The organism is Mesorhizobium sp. M7A.F.Ca.US.007.01.2.1, from assembly GCF_003998165.1.
Classification (GTDB): domain Bacteria; phylum Pseudomonadota; class Alphaproteobacteria; order Rhizobiales; family Rhizobiaceae; genus Mesorhizobium; species Mesorhizobium ciceri.
Window position 1 is genome coordinate 1 of record NZ_RZQP01000178.1, and the last position, 13,234, is coordinate 13,234.

The 13,234-nt window shown below is 62.4% G+C and carries 14 protein-coding genes; 8 read left to right on the forward strand and 6 right to left on the reverse strand.

Features of this window, described 5'->3' with window-relative positions; translation table 11 throughout:
- The 8 genes from EN949_RS25495 to ugpC all read left to right on the forward strand — a co-directional run.
- Positions 1 to 452, forward strand: a 452-nt coding sequence (locus tag EN949_RS25495; protein ID WP_127371812.1) for a diguanylate cyclase, incomplete at its 5' end; no start/stop codon positions are given.
- 520 nt (positions 453 to 972) lie between these two features.
- On the forward strand, positions 973 to 2,445 hold the full coding sequence (locus tag EN949_RS25505) for an FAD-dependent monooxygenase (protein WP_127371096.1): 1,473 nt from the start codon (positions 973 to 975) through the stop codon (positions 2,443 to 2,445).
- A gap of 127 nt (positions 2,446 to 2,572) precedes the next feature.
- A complete protein-coding gene (locus EN949_RS25510) occupies positions 2,573 to 3,307 on the forward strand; it encodes a FadR/GntR family transcriptional regulator (RefSeq protein WP_013531928.1) in 735 nt (244 codons plus the stop codon).
- Positions 3,304 to 4,491 carry a PLP-dependent transferase gene (locus tag EN949_RS25515; protein WP_127367409.1) on the forward strand — a complete coding sequence of 396 codons (1,188 nt, stop codon included), beginning with the start codon at positions 3,304 to 3,306 and terminating at the stop codon, positions 4,489 to 4,491. The genes EN949_RS25510 and EN949_RS25515 overlap by 4 nt, the downstream gene beginning before the upstream one ends.
- A gap of 29 nt (positions 4,492 to 4,520) precedes the next feature.
- The gene (locus EN949_RS25520) at positions 4,521 to 5,798 is read left to right on the forward strand and encodes a sugar ABC transporter substrate-binding protein (RefSeq protein ID WP_127371094.1); all 1,278 of its coding nucleotides are present in this window, start codon (positions 4,521 to 4,523) and stop codon (positions 5,796 to 5,798) included.
- Between the two features lie 203 nt (positions 5,799 to 6,001).
- Entirely contained in the window at positions 6,002 to 6,925 is a 924-nt protein-coding gene (locus tag EN949_RS25525; RefSeq protein WP_063167897.1) for a sugar ABC transporter permease, read from the forward strand.
- A complete protein-coding gene (locus EN949_RS25530) occupies positions 6,925 to 7,773 on the forward strand; it encodes a carbohydrate ABC transporter permease (RefSeq protein WP_013531924.1) in 849 nt (282 codons plus the stop codon). Before EN949_RS25525 ends, EN949_RS25530 begins: the two co-directional genes overlap by 1 nt.
- Before the next feature lie 4 nt (positions 7,774 to 7,777).
- The gene (gene ugpC / locus EN949_RS25535; RefSeq protein ID WP_013531923.1) at positions 7,778 to 8,845 is read left to right on the forward strand and encodes a sn-glycerol-3-phosphate ABC transporter ATP-binding protein UgpC; all 1,068 of its coding nucleotides are present in this window, start codon (positions 7,778 to 7,780) and stop codon (positions 8,843 to 8,845) included.
- A gap of 316 nt (positions 8,846 to 9,161) precedes the next feature.
- On the opposite strand, the gene EN949_RS25540 is transcribed toward ugpC, so the two are convergent.
- From EN949_RS25540 to EN949_RS25570, 6 genes are all read right to left on the reverse strand, one after another.
- A complete protein-coding gene (locus tag EN949_RS25540) occupies positions 9,162 to 9,371 on the reverse strand; it encodes a hypothetical protein (protein ID WP_013531922.1) in 210 nt (69 codons plus the stop codon).
- Positions 9,372 to 9,954: 583 nt separating this feature from the next.
- The gene (gene rpmG, locus EN949_RS25550; RefSeq protein ID WP_006201775.1) at positions 9,955 to 10,122 is read right to left on the reverse strand and encodes a 50S ribosomal protein L33; all 168 of its coding nucleotides are present in this window, start codon (positions 10,120 to 10,122) and stop codon (positions 9,955 to 9,957) included.
- Positions 10,123 to 10,275: 153 nt separating this feature from the next.
- A complete protein-coding gene (locus EN949_RS25555) occupies positions 10,276 to 10,734 on the reverse strand; it encodes a hypothetical protein (RefSeq protein WP_024503577.1) in 459 nt (152 codons plus the stop codon).
- Positions 10,735 to 10,845: 111 nt separating this feature from the next.
- Positions 10,846 to 12,024, reverse strand: a complete 1,179-nt coding sequence (locus tag EN949_RS25560) for an MFS transporter (RefSeq protein WP_024503576.1) — start codon at positions 12,022 to 12,024, stop codon at positions 10,846 to 10,848.
- Positions 12,025 to 12,100: 76 nt separating this feature from the next.
- Positions 12,101 to 12,841, reverse strand: coding sequence for an NUDIX domain-containing protein (locus tag EN949_RS25565; protein ID WP_127366224.1), 741 nt, complete (start codon positions 12,839 to 12,841; stop codon positions 12,101 to 12,103).
- 86 nt (positions 12,842 to 12,927) lie between these two features.
- On the reverse strand, positions 12,928 to 13,234 hold a 307-nt coding region (locus tag EN949_RS25570; RefSeq protein ID WP_127371813.1), incomplete at its 5' end, for a DUF983 domain-containing protein.

The window sequence follows — 13,234 nt, forward strand, 5'->3', positions numbered from 1 at the left end:
GCCATCTGCAGACGCTGTTCGATCGCGCCGTGGCACGGCGCCGGCCGCTGTCGGTGATGATCACCGACCTCGATCGCTTCAAGGCGATCAACGACGCGCACGGTCATGATGGCGGCGACGAGGTGCTGCGGGAATTCGCACGGCGGCTGCGCAAGAATGTCAGGGGTATCGACCTTGCCTGCCGCTTTGGCGGCGAGGAGTTCGTCGTGGTGATGCCGGATACCGAGGGCGCGGTGGCCGAGAAGGTGGCCGAGCGCATTCGCGCCGAAATCGCCCAGGCGGCTTTCGCCATTGGCCAGGACGGCAAGGCGATCGAAGTCACGGTCAGCGTCGGCGTGTCGTCGGTGCTGAAGGGCGTGGACACGGTGGCGGCGCTCATGAAGCGTGCCGATCTCGCGCTCTACGAAGCCAAAAGCGGCGGCCGCAATCGGGTCGTCGCCAAGGCGGCGTAGTGATCCAGCCCCGATTATCCAGTCAACCCGACAGGGTTACCCGTTTACCTTAATCCAAGCGATTCGCGAGCCTTGGTTAAGAAACTGTTGATTTTTATAAGCTCTTGCGCGACTGTGCAGGCCAAGACGAAGCCGGCACGAGGATAGACCGCCGGCTCCGGTCCCTGGGAATACCCCATGATGCTCAGGTCCGCCGCATCTCCTGGGTCCGTGGGGTCGGCCGGCCGGCGCTGGCACATAGTGGCCTCCTCGTACCGCTGCCAAACGCCGACCGGCCCCCTTCTTTCCAATGAACATCAGAGCTCCGTGCCAAAGCACGGAAGACTCTGGGTTTTTGCGCCTGAAAATCTGGATATCGTTAGGGGAAATTGCCCCGAGCGCTTGTTCCGCGGCAACCAACAGGGGAACAATACCGTTCCCTTCCATTTCATACATATGGCGCACAAGGGGCTTGCGGCAAGACCCGGCTCCTCCCGTAAAACCGACCCGAACCAAGGTGCGGAAAACGGGAGTGATGATCATGGTTTCAGATCATGCGGTCGTGATCGCCGGGGGTGGTCCGACGGGATTGATGCTGGCGGGCGAACTGGCGCTAGCAGGCGTCGACGTTGCCATTGTCGAAAGGCGGCCGGATCAGAAACTTGCCGGCCTGCGCGCAGGCGGCCTCCATGCACGCACCATCGAGGTGCTCGACCAGCGCGGAATTGCCGATCGGTTCCTCTCGCAGGGCCAAGTGAGCCCGGCCGTAGGTTTTCACATGATCCGCCTGGACATCAGCGATTTCCCAACCCGGCACAATTACCTGTTGGCGCTGCGGCAGAACCACATCGAGCGCATCCTGGCCGACTGGGTCGGCGAGTTGAAGGTGCCGATCTATCGTGAACACGAGGTTGCGGGGTTTATCCAGGACGACAGCGGCGTCAACGTCGAACTGTCCACCGGTCACCGCCTGAGGGCCGCATATCTGGTCGGCTGCGACGGAGGCCGCAGCACCATTCGCAAGGCGGCCGGTATCGAGTTCGCCGGATGGGATCCGACGATGAGCTGGATGATTGCCGAGGTCGAAATGTCGGAAGAACCGCCATGGGGCTTCCGCAGCAACGCCTCCGGAATTCATGCCCTGGGTAAGATCGAGGACGGCAAGAAGGTTGGCGTCGTGCTGACGGAGCCCCGCCTGGAGGCGCGCGGCGAACCGACGCTACGCGAGCTCAGCGAGGCGCTGGCTGCCATCTATGGCACCGATTTCGGTGTCCACAGCCCGACCTGGCTCTCCCGCTTCACCGACATGACGCGCCAGGCTGCCGCATATCGCGACAGACGCGTGCTGCTGGCCGGCGATGCCGCCCACGTCCATCCGCCGATGGGTGGACAGGGCCTCAACATCGGCGTGCAGGATGCGGTGAACCTTGGATGGAAGCTGGCCCAGGTCATCAAGGGGATATCGCCGGAAAGCCTTCTCGACAGCTATCATGCCGAGCGCCATCCGGTTGCCGCCCGCGTGTTGCGTAACACGATGGCGCAGGTCGCGCTTCGCCGCACGGATGACCGCAGCAAGGCCTTGGCCGACACCGTTGCCGAGTTGCTCGGCATGGATGAACCCCGCAAAAAGATCGCAGCCGAGATGTCCGGCCTGTGTGTCCACTACGACCTCGGCGAGGGGCACCCGCTGCTTGGGCGGCGAATGCCCGATCTCGATCTGACCACCGCCGGCGGACCGTTGCGGGTCTTCACCTTGCTGCACGACGCGCGGCCCGTGCTGCTCAACCTCGGTGAGCCCGGCAGACTGGACATCGCGCCCTGGGCAGAACGGGTTCGGCAGATCGATGCCGGTTACGCCGGTATCTGGGACCTGCCGGCTCTCGGGAGTGTCGTTGCGCCCGACGCGGTCTTGATCCGGCCCGATGGTTATGTGGCTTGGGCCGGGGCGGGAACCCAACGGGGCCTTGTGGACGCGCTGACCACCTGGTTCGGGCCGCCTGCTGCCGCAGGTTAGCAGACGCGATCGCGCGACCGCCTTGAGAATATTGCGTCGCTTCCTCCGACAGTGCTCCTGACAGTTGGTTGACAGGAGTTTTCAACTGTGCAGAATTGGTTGGACCATTGGACCACTCGGAGGAAATGTGGACCAGAACAGCCTGCCCCCCATTCAAATCACGGCGCGCGACGACGCCGTGTTGAAAGCGTTGGTGGGATTTGTTCGCGCCGAAGCCCTGCAGCTGGGCGACAGACTCCCAACCGAACGCATTCTGGCCGAGCGGCTGAAGGTCAGCCGCAACACCGTGCGCGAGGCTCTGACACGCTGGGAAGGGCTCGGCCTCGTCGAACGCCGGCAAGGCAGCGGCACCTATCTCAAGGCGGCTGTTTCGCCTGATATGCTGCACATGCCGCTGACACTGGCCGGCGGCAATGATTTCACCAGCCTGATGCAGACGCTGGAGATCCGCCGCGCGCTGGAGGCGGAGGCAGCAGCCCTTTGCGCCGAACGCGCCAGCCAAGCCGATATTGCCGAGATCGCACGCAAGCTCGACATCATGGAACAGGCGTTCCGCACGCGCGAGGGCATGTCGTCGGAAGAGGATTGGGAGTTCCACCAGGCGATCTACCGGGTCTCGGGCAATCCGCTGTTCGAGCAGATCATCGCCGCCATGCATGAGCTGTTTCACCGCTTCTGGGAGCATCCGCTCGGCGTGCGTGACTTCGGCCACGCCAGCTTTCCCTACCACCGGACCATCTACGAACGCATTGCTGCCCGCGATCCGCAGGGCGCTCGCGCCGAGGCGCTCAAGCTGATCGCCACCGTCGAGGACGACCTCAAGCGCGGCGCGGCCAAACTCAAACTCTCGAGCCAGACATGAACGAGCATCCATCAGGTTTCGATTACGACTATCTCACCGAAGCGGCGACGCTTTTGGCGCATGACGAACCGTTCCCCGGCGGTGCGGTGGTGCCGCCGATCTATCAGACCTCGCTGTTCACCTTCGCCAACTATGCCGAGATGGCCGATACCTTTGCCGGCAAACGAAGGCAGCCGATCTACTCGCGCGGCGACAATCCCACGGTGATGGAGTTCGAGGCGCGCGTGGCAGCGCTCGAGGGCGCAGAAGCCGCGCGCGGCTTTTCCAGTGGCATGGCGGCGATCAGCGCCACAGTGCTTGCGTTCGTCGGTGCGGGCGAGCGCATCGTGGCGGTGCGCAATTGCTATGGCGATGCCTACCGTTTGTTCGAGCGGCTATTGCCGCGCCTCAACATCAAGGTCGACTATGTCGACGGCTCCGACCCGGATGCGGTCGCGGCGGCACTTCCCGGCGCCAAGCTGCTTTATCTGGAAAGCCCGACCTCGATGATATTCGAGCTGCAGGACATCGCGCATCTGACACGGTTGGCCAAGGAACAGGGCATCGTCACCACGATCGACAATTCCTGGGCGACGCCGGTGTTCCAGAAGCCGATCACGCATGGCGTCGACCTGGTGCTGCATTCGGCCTCGAAATACCTTGGCGGCCACAGCGATACGGTCGCGGGCGTCGTGGCGGGTTCGGCCGCCCACATCAAGCACATCAACGAGCAGACCTATTCCTATCTCGGCGGCAAGCTGTCACCGTTCGAGGCGTGGCTTTTGCTGCGCGGTCTGCGCACGCTGCCGCTGCGCCTGCCGCATCACATGAAGAGCGGCTTGACCATCGCCGAACGCCTGAAGGCGCATGCCAATGTCGAGCGGGTCAACCACCCCGTCTACTCGAACCATCCGGGCAAGGCGACGCTGGCCGGCTATGCCGGTCTGTTCTCCTTCGAGGTGACGGACGATATCGACATCCCCGTCTTCGTCGACGCGCTGAAATATTTCCGCATCGGCGTCAGCTGGGGCGGGCATGAAAGCCTGGTCGTGCCGGCCAAGGCGTCGCTGGAGCAGACGCCGGGCCTGAATTCGATGGCGCGCTTCGGCGTCAGCCCCCGAACCATCCGCTTCAATGTCGGATTGGAGAGTGTCGAAGACCTGTGGGCGGATGTCGCCCAAGCCTTCGAAAAAGCCAGAAAATAACAAGCGGGTTCAAAATGGGAGTCTTGAACATGAAAAAACTGACCGTCATGCTTGCCACCGTTGCGGGACTGGCGATTTCCGCCGGAAATGCTGTGGCCGATTCGACCCTGAAAATGGTCGAAGTCATCACCAGCCCGCCACGCACCGAATTCCTGAAGAAGCAGATCGCCGAGTTCGAAACGGCCAATCCAGGCATCAAGGTCGAGCTGATCTCGCTGCCCTGGGGGCAGGCGTTCGAGAAATTCCTGACCATGGTGCAGGCCGGCGATACGCCCGACGTGGTCGAGATGCCGGAGCGCTGGATGGGCCTCTATGCCAACAATGCCCAGCTCGAGGATCTCGGCCCGTATATGGCCAAATGGGATGACGCCAAGACGCTTGGCGACCGCGCCAAACAGTTCGGCTCGACCGTCAACAACACCCAGTTCATGATCCCCTACGGCTACTATGTGAACGCGCTGTTCTGGAACAAGAAACTGTTCAAGGAGGCCGGCCTCGATGGCCCGCCGGCGACGCTTGAAGATTTCGTCGCCGATTCCAAGAAGATTTCCGCGCTCCCGGGCAAGTACGGCTACTGCCTGCGCGGCGGGCCGGGCGCCTTCAATGGCATGCACATGTTCATGAACATCGCCGCCGGCAAGGGCGGTTACTTCAACGAGGACGGCACTTCGACGATCAACGAGGAGGGCTCGGTCAAGGGCCTGCAGATGCTGGCCGACATGTACAAGGACGGACTGGCGCCGAAGGATGCGGTGAGCTGGGGTTTCAACGAAACGGTCACCGGCTTCTATTCCGGCACCTGCGCCATGCTCAACCAGGATCCGGACGCGCTGCTCGGCATCGCCGACAAGATGAGCGCCGACGATTTCGCGGTAGCGCCATTGCCGGTCGGGCCGAGCGGCAAATCCTATCCGACACTCGGCTATGCCGGTTGGGCCATGTTCGCCAACTCGCAGCACAAGGACGACGCCTGGAAGCTGATGGCGACCCTTTTGTCGCCGAAGGACAATCTGGAATGGGCCAAGGAAGTCGGCGTCGTCCCGATCCACAACGGTGCCGACCAGGATCCCCATTTCAAGACCGAGCAGTTCAAGGGCTGGTTCACGGAGCTCAGCGACAGCTCCAAATATGAAATGGTCACCCCGCCGACGCATCTGGAGAACCTCGGCAATTTCGTCGACCAGGTGGCGATCAAGAATTTTCAGGAAGTGCTGCTTGGCCAGAAGACGGCCAAGGACGTCGCCGACCAGTGGGCTGCCTTCCTGACCAAGGAACAGCAGGACTGGATGGCGAAGAACAAGAAATAAGCGCGTTCTTTCCTTCTCCCGTTCACGGGGAGAAGGTGTCACGAAGTGACGGATGAGGGGCGGCGGTAGTTTTGCCTACTTTGCGCTGCCCCTCATCTGCCTGCCCATCCTTCGCAGCCGCTGCGCTGCAGCTTCGGAGGGTGAACCGGCACTTCTCCCCGCTCATTGTCCATCCGCTGCTCCAGGGAGCCGATCCTCACCCAATGACCTATGCCGTGTCCGAAATACGATCCGTCGGCAAGCCTCGAAAGAAGCGGCTGTCGCATGCCGCTATCGAGCCATGGCTCTATCTCAGCCCGGCGATCATCCTGCTGGTCGTGGTGCTTCTGGTGCCGCTGGTCATCGGCATCAGCTACTCCTTCCGCAAGTTCTCCGCCTTCAAGTCCGAATATGTCGGGCTCGGCCAGTATCAGGCGATGCTGTCGGATCAGGTGCTGGGCCAGGCGCTGGTCAACACGTTGTGGTGGACGGTCGCCAGCCTTTTCTTCCAGTTCTTCCTCGGCCTTGGCCTGGCGCTTCTGCTCGACAAGCCGTTTCGCGGCCGCAAGGCTGTACAAGCCCTGGTGTTCCTGCCCTGGGCGGTGCCGTCCTTCCTGTCGGGCCTGACTTGGGCCTGGCTGTTCAATCCGATCATCGGCCCGCTGCCGCACTGGCTGTTTGCATTGGGTCTGAAGGCCGAGCCGACCAATGTGCTGTCCGATCCGTCAACCGCCATGTGGGGGCCGATCGTCGCCAATATCTGGTTCGGCATTCCGTTCTTCGCCATCACGCTCCTGGCGGCGCTGAAGTCGATCCCGTCGGAACTGCATGAGGCTGCGGCCATCGATGGAGCCTCGCCCTGGCAGCGCTTCACCAAGGTGACGCTGCCGTTTCTGGCGCCGACCATCGCCATCACCGTGATGTTGCGCACCATCTGGATCGCCACCTTCGCCGACCTGATCTTCGTCATGACCGAAGGCGGACCGGCCGGCTCGACCAACACTGTGCCGGTCTACATCTATGTCAGCGCCTTCAAATCGCTGGACAAGGGCTATGCCTCGGCGGTGGCCGTGCTGCTATTGGTCCTGCTCATTGCCTATGCGATTGCGCTGATCGGTATCCGCCGCACCCTGGTGAGGCACGTCTGATGATCGCAGGACGCACAGCCTCGCAGCGCTTCTTCGGCGGCATCGGCCTCTACGCGGCAATCGCGGCTTACGTGCTCTTTGCCTTGTTCCCGATCTACTGGACGCTGAAGATCTCGGTCACGCCGGAGCGGCTGCTTTATTCCGAAGGCATCACCTTCTGGCCGTCGCACATGACGCTGCAGAACTTCGTCACCGTGCTCGAGGCCACCGATTTCCCCCGCTATTTCCTCAACAGCGTCATCGTCTCGGTATCGACGGCGGCACTGGTGACAATCATCGCCACGCTTGCCGGTTATGCCATGTCGCGCTTCACCTTTCGCGGCAAGGCAGCACTGGCGCTGATGTTGCTTTTGACCCAGACCTTTCCGCTGGTGATGGTCATTCCGCCGATCTACCGCGTGATGGGTCAGATCGGACTGATCAACAGCCTGACCGGGCTGATCATCATCTACACCGCCTTCAACACGGCTTTTGCCACCTTCCTCATGCAGTCCTTTTTCGACGGCATCCCCAAGGATCTGGAGGAAGCGGCGATGATCGACGGCTGCACGCGTGCGCAGGCGATGCGCAAGGTGATTGTACCGCTGACGCTGCCAGGCATGGGCGCGACGCTCGGTTTCGTCTTCACCGCCGCCTGGAGCGAGCTTCTGTTCGCGCTAATGCTGATTTCCAGCGACGACCAGAAGACCTTCGCCGTCGGCTTGCTCACCTTCATCGGCAAGTTCGCCGTCGATTGGGGACAGATGATGGCGGCATCCATCCTGGCGTTGATCCCGGTCTGCATCTTCTTCGCCTTCCTGCAACGCTATCTCGTCACCGGCCTGACCGCCGGCGCCGTCAAAGGATAGATCGATGGCCTCTGTTACGCTCGAGAAGGTCCGCAAGGACTATGGCGCCGTCCGCGTCCTGCACGCGGTCGACCTTGAAATCGCCGATGGCGAGTTCGTCGTCCTGGTTGGGCCGTCGGGCTGCGGCAAGTCCACGCTTTTGCGCATGATCGCCGGGCTGGAGGAGGCTTCCGGCGGCGAGATCCGCATTGGCGAGCGGCTGGTCAATGACGTAGCACCCAAGGACCGCGACATCGCCATGGTGTTCCAGTCCTACGCGCTTTATCCGCATATGGACGTGTCGAAGAACATGGGCTTCAGCCTGCTCCTGAAGAAGGCGGAGAAGGCGACGATCGACTCCAGGGTGGACGGCGCCGCCAAGCGGCTCGGGCTCGACACCTTCCTGCAGCGCCTGCCGCGGCAATTGTCCGGCGGCCAGCGCCAGCGCGTCGCCATGGGCCGGGCGATCGTGCGCGACCCCAAGGTCTTCCTGTTCGACGAGCCGCTGTCGAACCTCGACGCCAAGCTGCGCGTCCATATGCGCGCCGAGATCAAGGCGCTGCACCAGCAACTGAAGACGACATCGGTCTATGTCACGCACGACCAGATCGAGGCGATGACCATGGCCGACCGGATCGTCGTCATGCATGACGGGCTGATCCAGCAGGTCGGCGCGCCGCTCGATCTCTACGACCGGCCGGCCAACATGTTCGTTGCAGGTTTCATCGGTTCGCCCGGCATGAATTTTCTGCCGGCGACGGTTCGCAAGGGCGCTACGTTGGAGGCCGTACTGGCCGACGGCCAGGCGCTGCGGCTGCCGGAAGGCTTGCCACTGACCCACGGTGACGCCATCACCGTCGGTTTGCGGCCCGAGCATATCAAGCTGGCGGACGAGGGTGCGTTGAAGGGCGAGGTGGGTGTGGTCGAGCCGCTCGGCCTTTCGACGCAGTTCTACGTCAAGCTAGCCAGCCAGCAGCTGTGCGTCTTTGCCATGGGCCGTGCCGGCGTCAAGTCCGGCGACGTGGTGCGGTTGGCGGCCGAACCGGACCAGCTGCATCTGTTCGATGCGAAAAGCGGCGAGCGCATCGGCTGAGGGGACGCAGCCGGGTCGGATGCGGGCAGCCGGATCAGGCGCCGCTATCGGGCGGGACATACACGGTAACGCTACATTTCAATTGGATAAAATAGCGGAACGTCCAAGAGACATTTCCGGAACCTAACAGGATCGCTCGGACCTTTGCGTCTAGGGCGCAAGACCTTAGTCCCGCCGTCTTCTCAAAAGAACGGAGGTCATTTCGCCGCGAACTAGGCCACCGTCGGAGTTAGTCAACACCGACGGTGGCACCTGCAATATGGGCGAGTGGGTTGTGTGCGGATATGGTGTGATCGCGGAAGGCGATTGTAGACCGCTAACCGCGAGGGCTTCTTTTGGACAGCGGCGAGCTGTCCAACGGGTTTTCAGCCGATTTGGCCGATCGCCGCTCCTTCAGCCACAGGGACTTCTTTCTCCTTGCCAGGTTCTCGTCTCGAACGCTGTCTTCGGCGGTCACTCCGCCATGCATCGCGGCAATCACGTAGTCGGCTCTGTTGGTTCGAAAGTCGCCTTTTTGTACGGACATCGTTTTCTCCCAGTGCGAGGCATTTCCCCCCTTTTTGCCTGACGCTGAAACTAACTACCTATCCGTGGTGCAAGTCTACCAATTGGCGATTGTATTAAAACGATACACTCAGATGGTGCGATCGCACGAGAGGAGCCCATCCTGGCGAGGCTTCTTCATTGACCCTGTTGTGATCCTTGCGGGGGTGCCGCGGCGGGAGGTGTCGGAGCCTGCGGTGCGGGTTCCGTGGAAGGCGTACCGGGGCTGTCAGGCTGAGGTGCAGGCGGTGCGGCCTCTTCCTCAGTCAGAACCTGGTCAGTCCTGGCCTTGATCTCATCGGCCGTCTGCTGGCTTATCAGCCCGTTGCTGACGGCAAAGCCAGCAGCCAGAGCGACAAGGGCTGCAATGATTGCAGCTTTCAACTTCTTCGACATCCATAGGCGCCTTATTCGTGACACCCAACCCACGGCCAAGGGTGCCGCAACCATGGCTAAGGGTCAATCCTCTGGCTGGAGTCTCTGCTCGGATGCAACGAAATCAACTGTTACAAACGAAAAACGCCGCCCATTGGGCGGCGTTTCGGCATTGCGGCGGGAAACCCGGATTACTTGATCTTGGTTTCCTTGAACTCGACGTGCTTCTTGGCGACCGGGTCGTACTTGCGGAACGACAGCTTGTCGGTCTTGGTGCGGCTGTTCTTGCTGGTCACGTAGAAGAAACCGGTGTCGGCGGTCGACAGAAGCTTGATCTTGATGTTTGCGGCTTTGGCCATGATATCAGTCCGTTTGTTCGTGGGGTTTTGGCCGCTGGAGCACGGGGAAACACCCGGACGCGGGAAACTTGGCGCGACACATAAAGAACGCGCCCGGAAAGTCAAGCCCGGTAGGCCTTGTGCGACCCGCCAGAGCCGGCTCGGGAGCGGAAATCATGCGGTTTCCGTCGCCGATGCCGCAACCTTCTTCCAGTCTCCGGTCGTGTTCCACCAGCGATTCGGATTGGCGCGGTCGTCCAGCCCCTTGGAACGGCTGGCGAGAATCGGCTGAATGCGGATCACCGGTTCCTGGTAGGAGTGCGCCTGGAAAATCGCCTCGACGACGCGGGCGGCCAGCGCCTGGTCGTCCGGCAGTTCGAAGGAAACCTCGACCGTGCCGGGGCGCCGCCGCAATTCGGTTTCGGCGCCGGCGGCCGCACCGTCAAGCGGCCTGTAGCGTTCGATGCCGTGCGCCGACTGATAGGCGTTGCGGTCATATTTGCCCATGGCCAGCGGCGCGATCGCCACCACGGCATCCATGATGCGGTCGACGTCGGCGGCCGGAGCCTGGAAGGTCACGAGCAGAAGCAGTGTCATTCGTAGCGATGTGGTTTCAAAGCCGCTGTCGATCATGAAAGTGTCCTCAAGTGTTTTGGGACACCTTTTTAGCCCTGTGCTCCTGACACGGTTCTGTCAGCAGCCTGTCACCGTGCCGTGCCAAATGCATGGCTGGCCGCAGTCGCGCTACAGCAGGATCTTGCGAACCAACCTGACGGCGACCAAAGCGATATAGGCGGCGAAGAACAGGCCGAGCGACCAGCCGAAGCCGGACGGGCCGAACGCATCCATGCCGATGCCGATCGCCTGCGGGCCGAGCACCATGCCGACGCCGTAGCACAGCACGAAGGCGGCATTGGCCGACGCCAGTTCATGGCCGGAAAGCTGCGAGCCGAGATGGGCAAGGCCGATCGTGTACATGGCAGCGACGACGCCGCCCCAGACGAACAGAAGCGCGGCCATCAAATGCCAATTCTGGGCGAAGAAGGGCATGAACACGGTGCCGATAAGACCGACCGTCGCGCAGGCAATCAGCAGGTAGCGGCGATCGCTGACGCGGTCGCTGATCATGCCGATCGGGATCTGCAACAACACATTGCCGAGGCCGATCATGGTCAGCAGAAGGGCCGCATCGGCCTCGGAGTAGCCGATTCGGCTGCCGTAGATCGGGAACAGCGCAAAGCCGCCGGTTTCCACCGCGCCGAACACCAGCACGGCAGCGGTCGCCGACGGCACCAGCCAGATGTAACGCAGGAAATTGCTGGTTTCGCCATCCGAGGCGATCGACGGGCTCTCGTTGCGTGCTGCCAGCACGGGTATGGCCGCCAGCGTCACCAACGCGATGATGACGCCGAACGGCCTGAAGCCGGAACTGCCGAGATGAGCGAACAGCCACGGTCCGGCGGCAAAGCCGAGCGACAGGACAGTGGCGTAAATGCCAAGGACAAGGCCGCGCCGGTGCGGCGGCGCCGAGGTGCTGATCCAGAATTCAGACAGGATGAACAGCACCGTCAGCGCAATGTGCAGCACGATGCGCAGTGGAAACCACATCCAGAAATCGGGTGCGAAATGGAAGCCGACAAAGGCCAGCGCGCCGGCGGCGATCATGGCGATCATGGTCCAGGCAACGCCGAAGCGCATGGCGAGCGGGGTCGCCAGCGGCGCACCGGCGATCGAGGCGAGGCCGGCGACGGCGGTGTTGAGGCCGATCATCGAAGCCGAGTGGCCGCGTGTTTCGAGGATGACGCTGAGCAGCGGCATGCCGAGGCCGATGGCGATGCCGACGACGCTGATCGACGAGATCGCCGCCACCATCGGCAGCCAGTGTACGCGCTCGTCGCCCTTTGGTTGGGTATCGACCGTCATGGATGCTGAATACTCTGTCTGTTTGATCTTACGCAATTCGGACGGAAAACCGCGTCACACTTTTCTTGGAATTGCTCTAGAGAAGTTCGCGGATGAAGCGGCTGCGGACCAGCCGGTAGAAGGGCACGGGACCGCCTGGACGCAACAGCGGATCATGGGCGAGGCGCTTTTCCAACTCGTCCAGGATCATTCGGGTGATGTCGGGTATGTCGGCTTCCCTGGCCTTGGCAAGCGGCAGCCAGACCAGCTCTTCCAGTTCGTTGGTCGGACCGCCACCGGGCAGCTCGACCGCGACGTCGTCACGCCACGCGCTGAAGAAACGGGTGTCGAAGCGGCGCACCCGGTTGGGCGGCGTGATGGCGCGCGCGACAAAGCGCAGCATGTCGAGAGAGGGTTGCACGCCGTGTTCGGCAAAGCCTTGCCAGTCGGATCTGGGGGTTGCGAAAGCACCCTTGCGGCCGATCAGCAGCCCGGCTTCCTCATAGGTCTCTCGGATGGCCGACAGGGCGATGGCGCGGGCTCGTGCGGCGCTTGTGCGCCCCGGCCCGGCGATCAGCTTGGCTTTCTGCTCCGGGTGCAGGGCGGCGACGACCGGTATGCGGCTATCGGCCGGATCGGTGCGGCCGCCGGGAAAGACGAACTTGCCCGGCATGAAGGCGTGGCCGGCATGGCGGCGACCCATCAGAACCAGTACGTCGTCGTCCTTGCGGTCGAGCAGGATGAGGGTTGCCGCGTCGCGCGGGCGAATTGGCCGGTCGCTATGAGCGATCATGCTCCGCTCGATCCTGTCGACTTCCGCCTTGGTCATACCGTCCATGCGCAGGACCTAGCGGAAACTTCTGGCAAGCGAAAGTGGCCTTTCACGGTCGGTATGTTGCGCCAGGCAGCATTCTTGGCTGCGGCCTAGGCTCCGGGATGCGGCTCGATCACGTCGTGCTCGCCGCCGAAGCCGTGCATATAGAAGGCCCATTGCAGTCCGATGACGGCACCCTTGACCGGCTGCAGCAGCGCAACCGACAAAAGGATGGTCAGCGGCACCCAGATGGCGATGTGCTGCCATATGGACAAAGTCGACGTCGCCTCCACGCCCATGAAAGCGCCGAGCACGATGTGGCCGACGATGACAATGACGAGATAGGCGGGCAGGTCGTCGGCCCGGTGGTGATGCAATTCCTCGCCGCAGACGCCGCATGTGTCGACGGTCTTGGTA

Bases quoted from the DNA above. Each gene is read 5' to 3' on its own strand.
- EN949_RS25505 (WP_127371096.1), top strand. From the start codon at position 973: ATGGTTTCAGATCATGCGGTCGTGATCGCCGGGGGTGGTCCGACGGGA.
- EN949_RS25515 (WP_127367409.1), top strand. From the start codon at position 3,304: ATGAACGAGCATCCATCAGGTTTCGATTACGACTATCTCACCGAAGCG.
- EN949_RS25520 (WP_127371094.1), top strand. From the start codon at position 4,521: ATGAAAAAACTGACCGTCATGCTTGCCACCGTTGCGGGACTGGCGATT.
- EN949_RS25525 (WP_063167897.1), top strand. From the start codon at position 6,002: ATGACCTATGCCGTGTCCGAAATACGATCCGTCGGCAAGCCTCGAAAG.
- EN949_RS25530 (WP_013531924.1), top strand. From the start codon at position 6,925: ATGATCGCAGGACGCACAGCCTCGCAGCGCTTCTTCGGCGGCATCGGC.
- ugpC (WP_013531923.1), top strand. From the start codon at position 7,778: ATGGCCTCTGTTACGCTCGAGAAGGTCCGCAAGGACTATGGCGCCGTC.
- EN949_RS25540 (WP_013531922.1), bottom strand. From the start codon at position 9,371: ATGTCCGTACAAAAAGGCGACTTTCGAACCAACAGAGCCGACTACGTG.
- rpmG (WP_006201775.1), bottom strand. From the start codon at position 10,122: ATGGCCAAAGCCGCAAACATCAAGATCAAGCTTCTGTCGACCGCCGAC.
- EN949_RS25555 (WP_024503577.1), bottom strand. From the start codon at position 10,734: ATGATCGACAGCGGCTTTGAAACCACATCGCTACGAATGACACTGCTT.
- EN949_RS25560 (WP_024503576.1), bottom strand. From the start codon at position 12,024: ATGACGGTCGATACCCAACCAAAGGGCGACGAGCGCGTACACTGGCTG.
- EN949_RS25565 (WP_127366224.1), bottom strand. From the start codon at position 12,841: ATGGACGGTATGACCAAGGCGGAAGTCGACAGGATCGAGCGGAGCATG.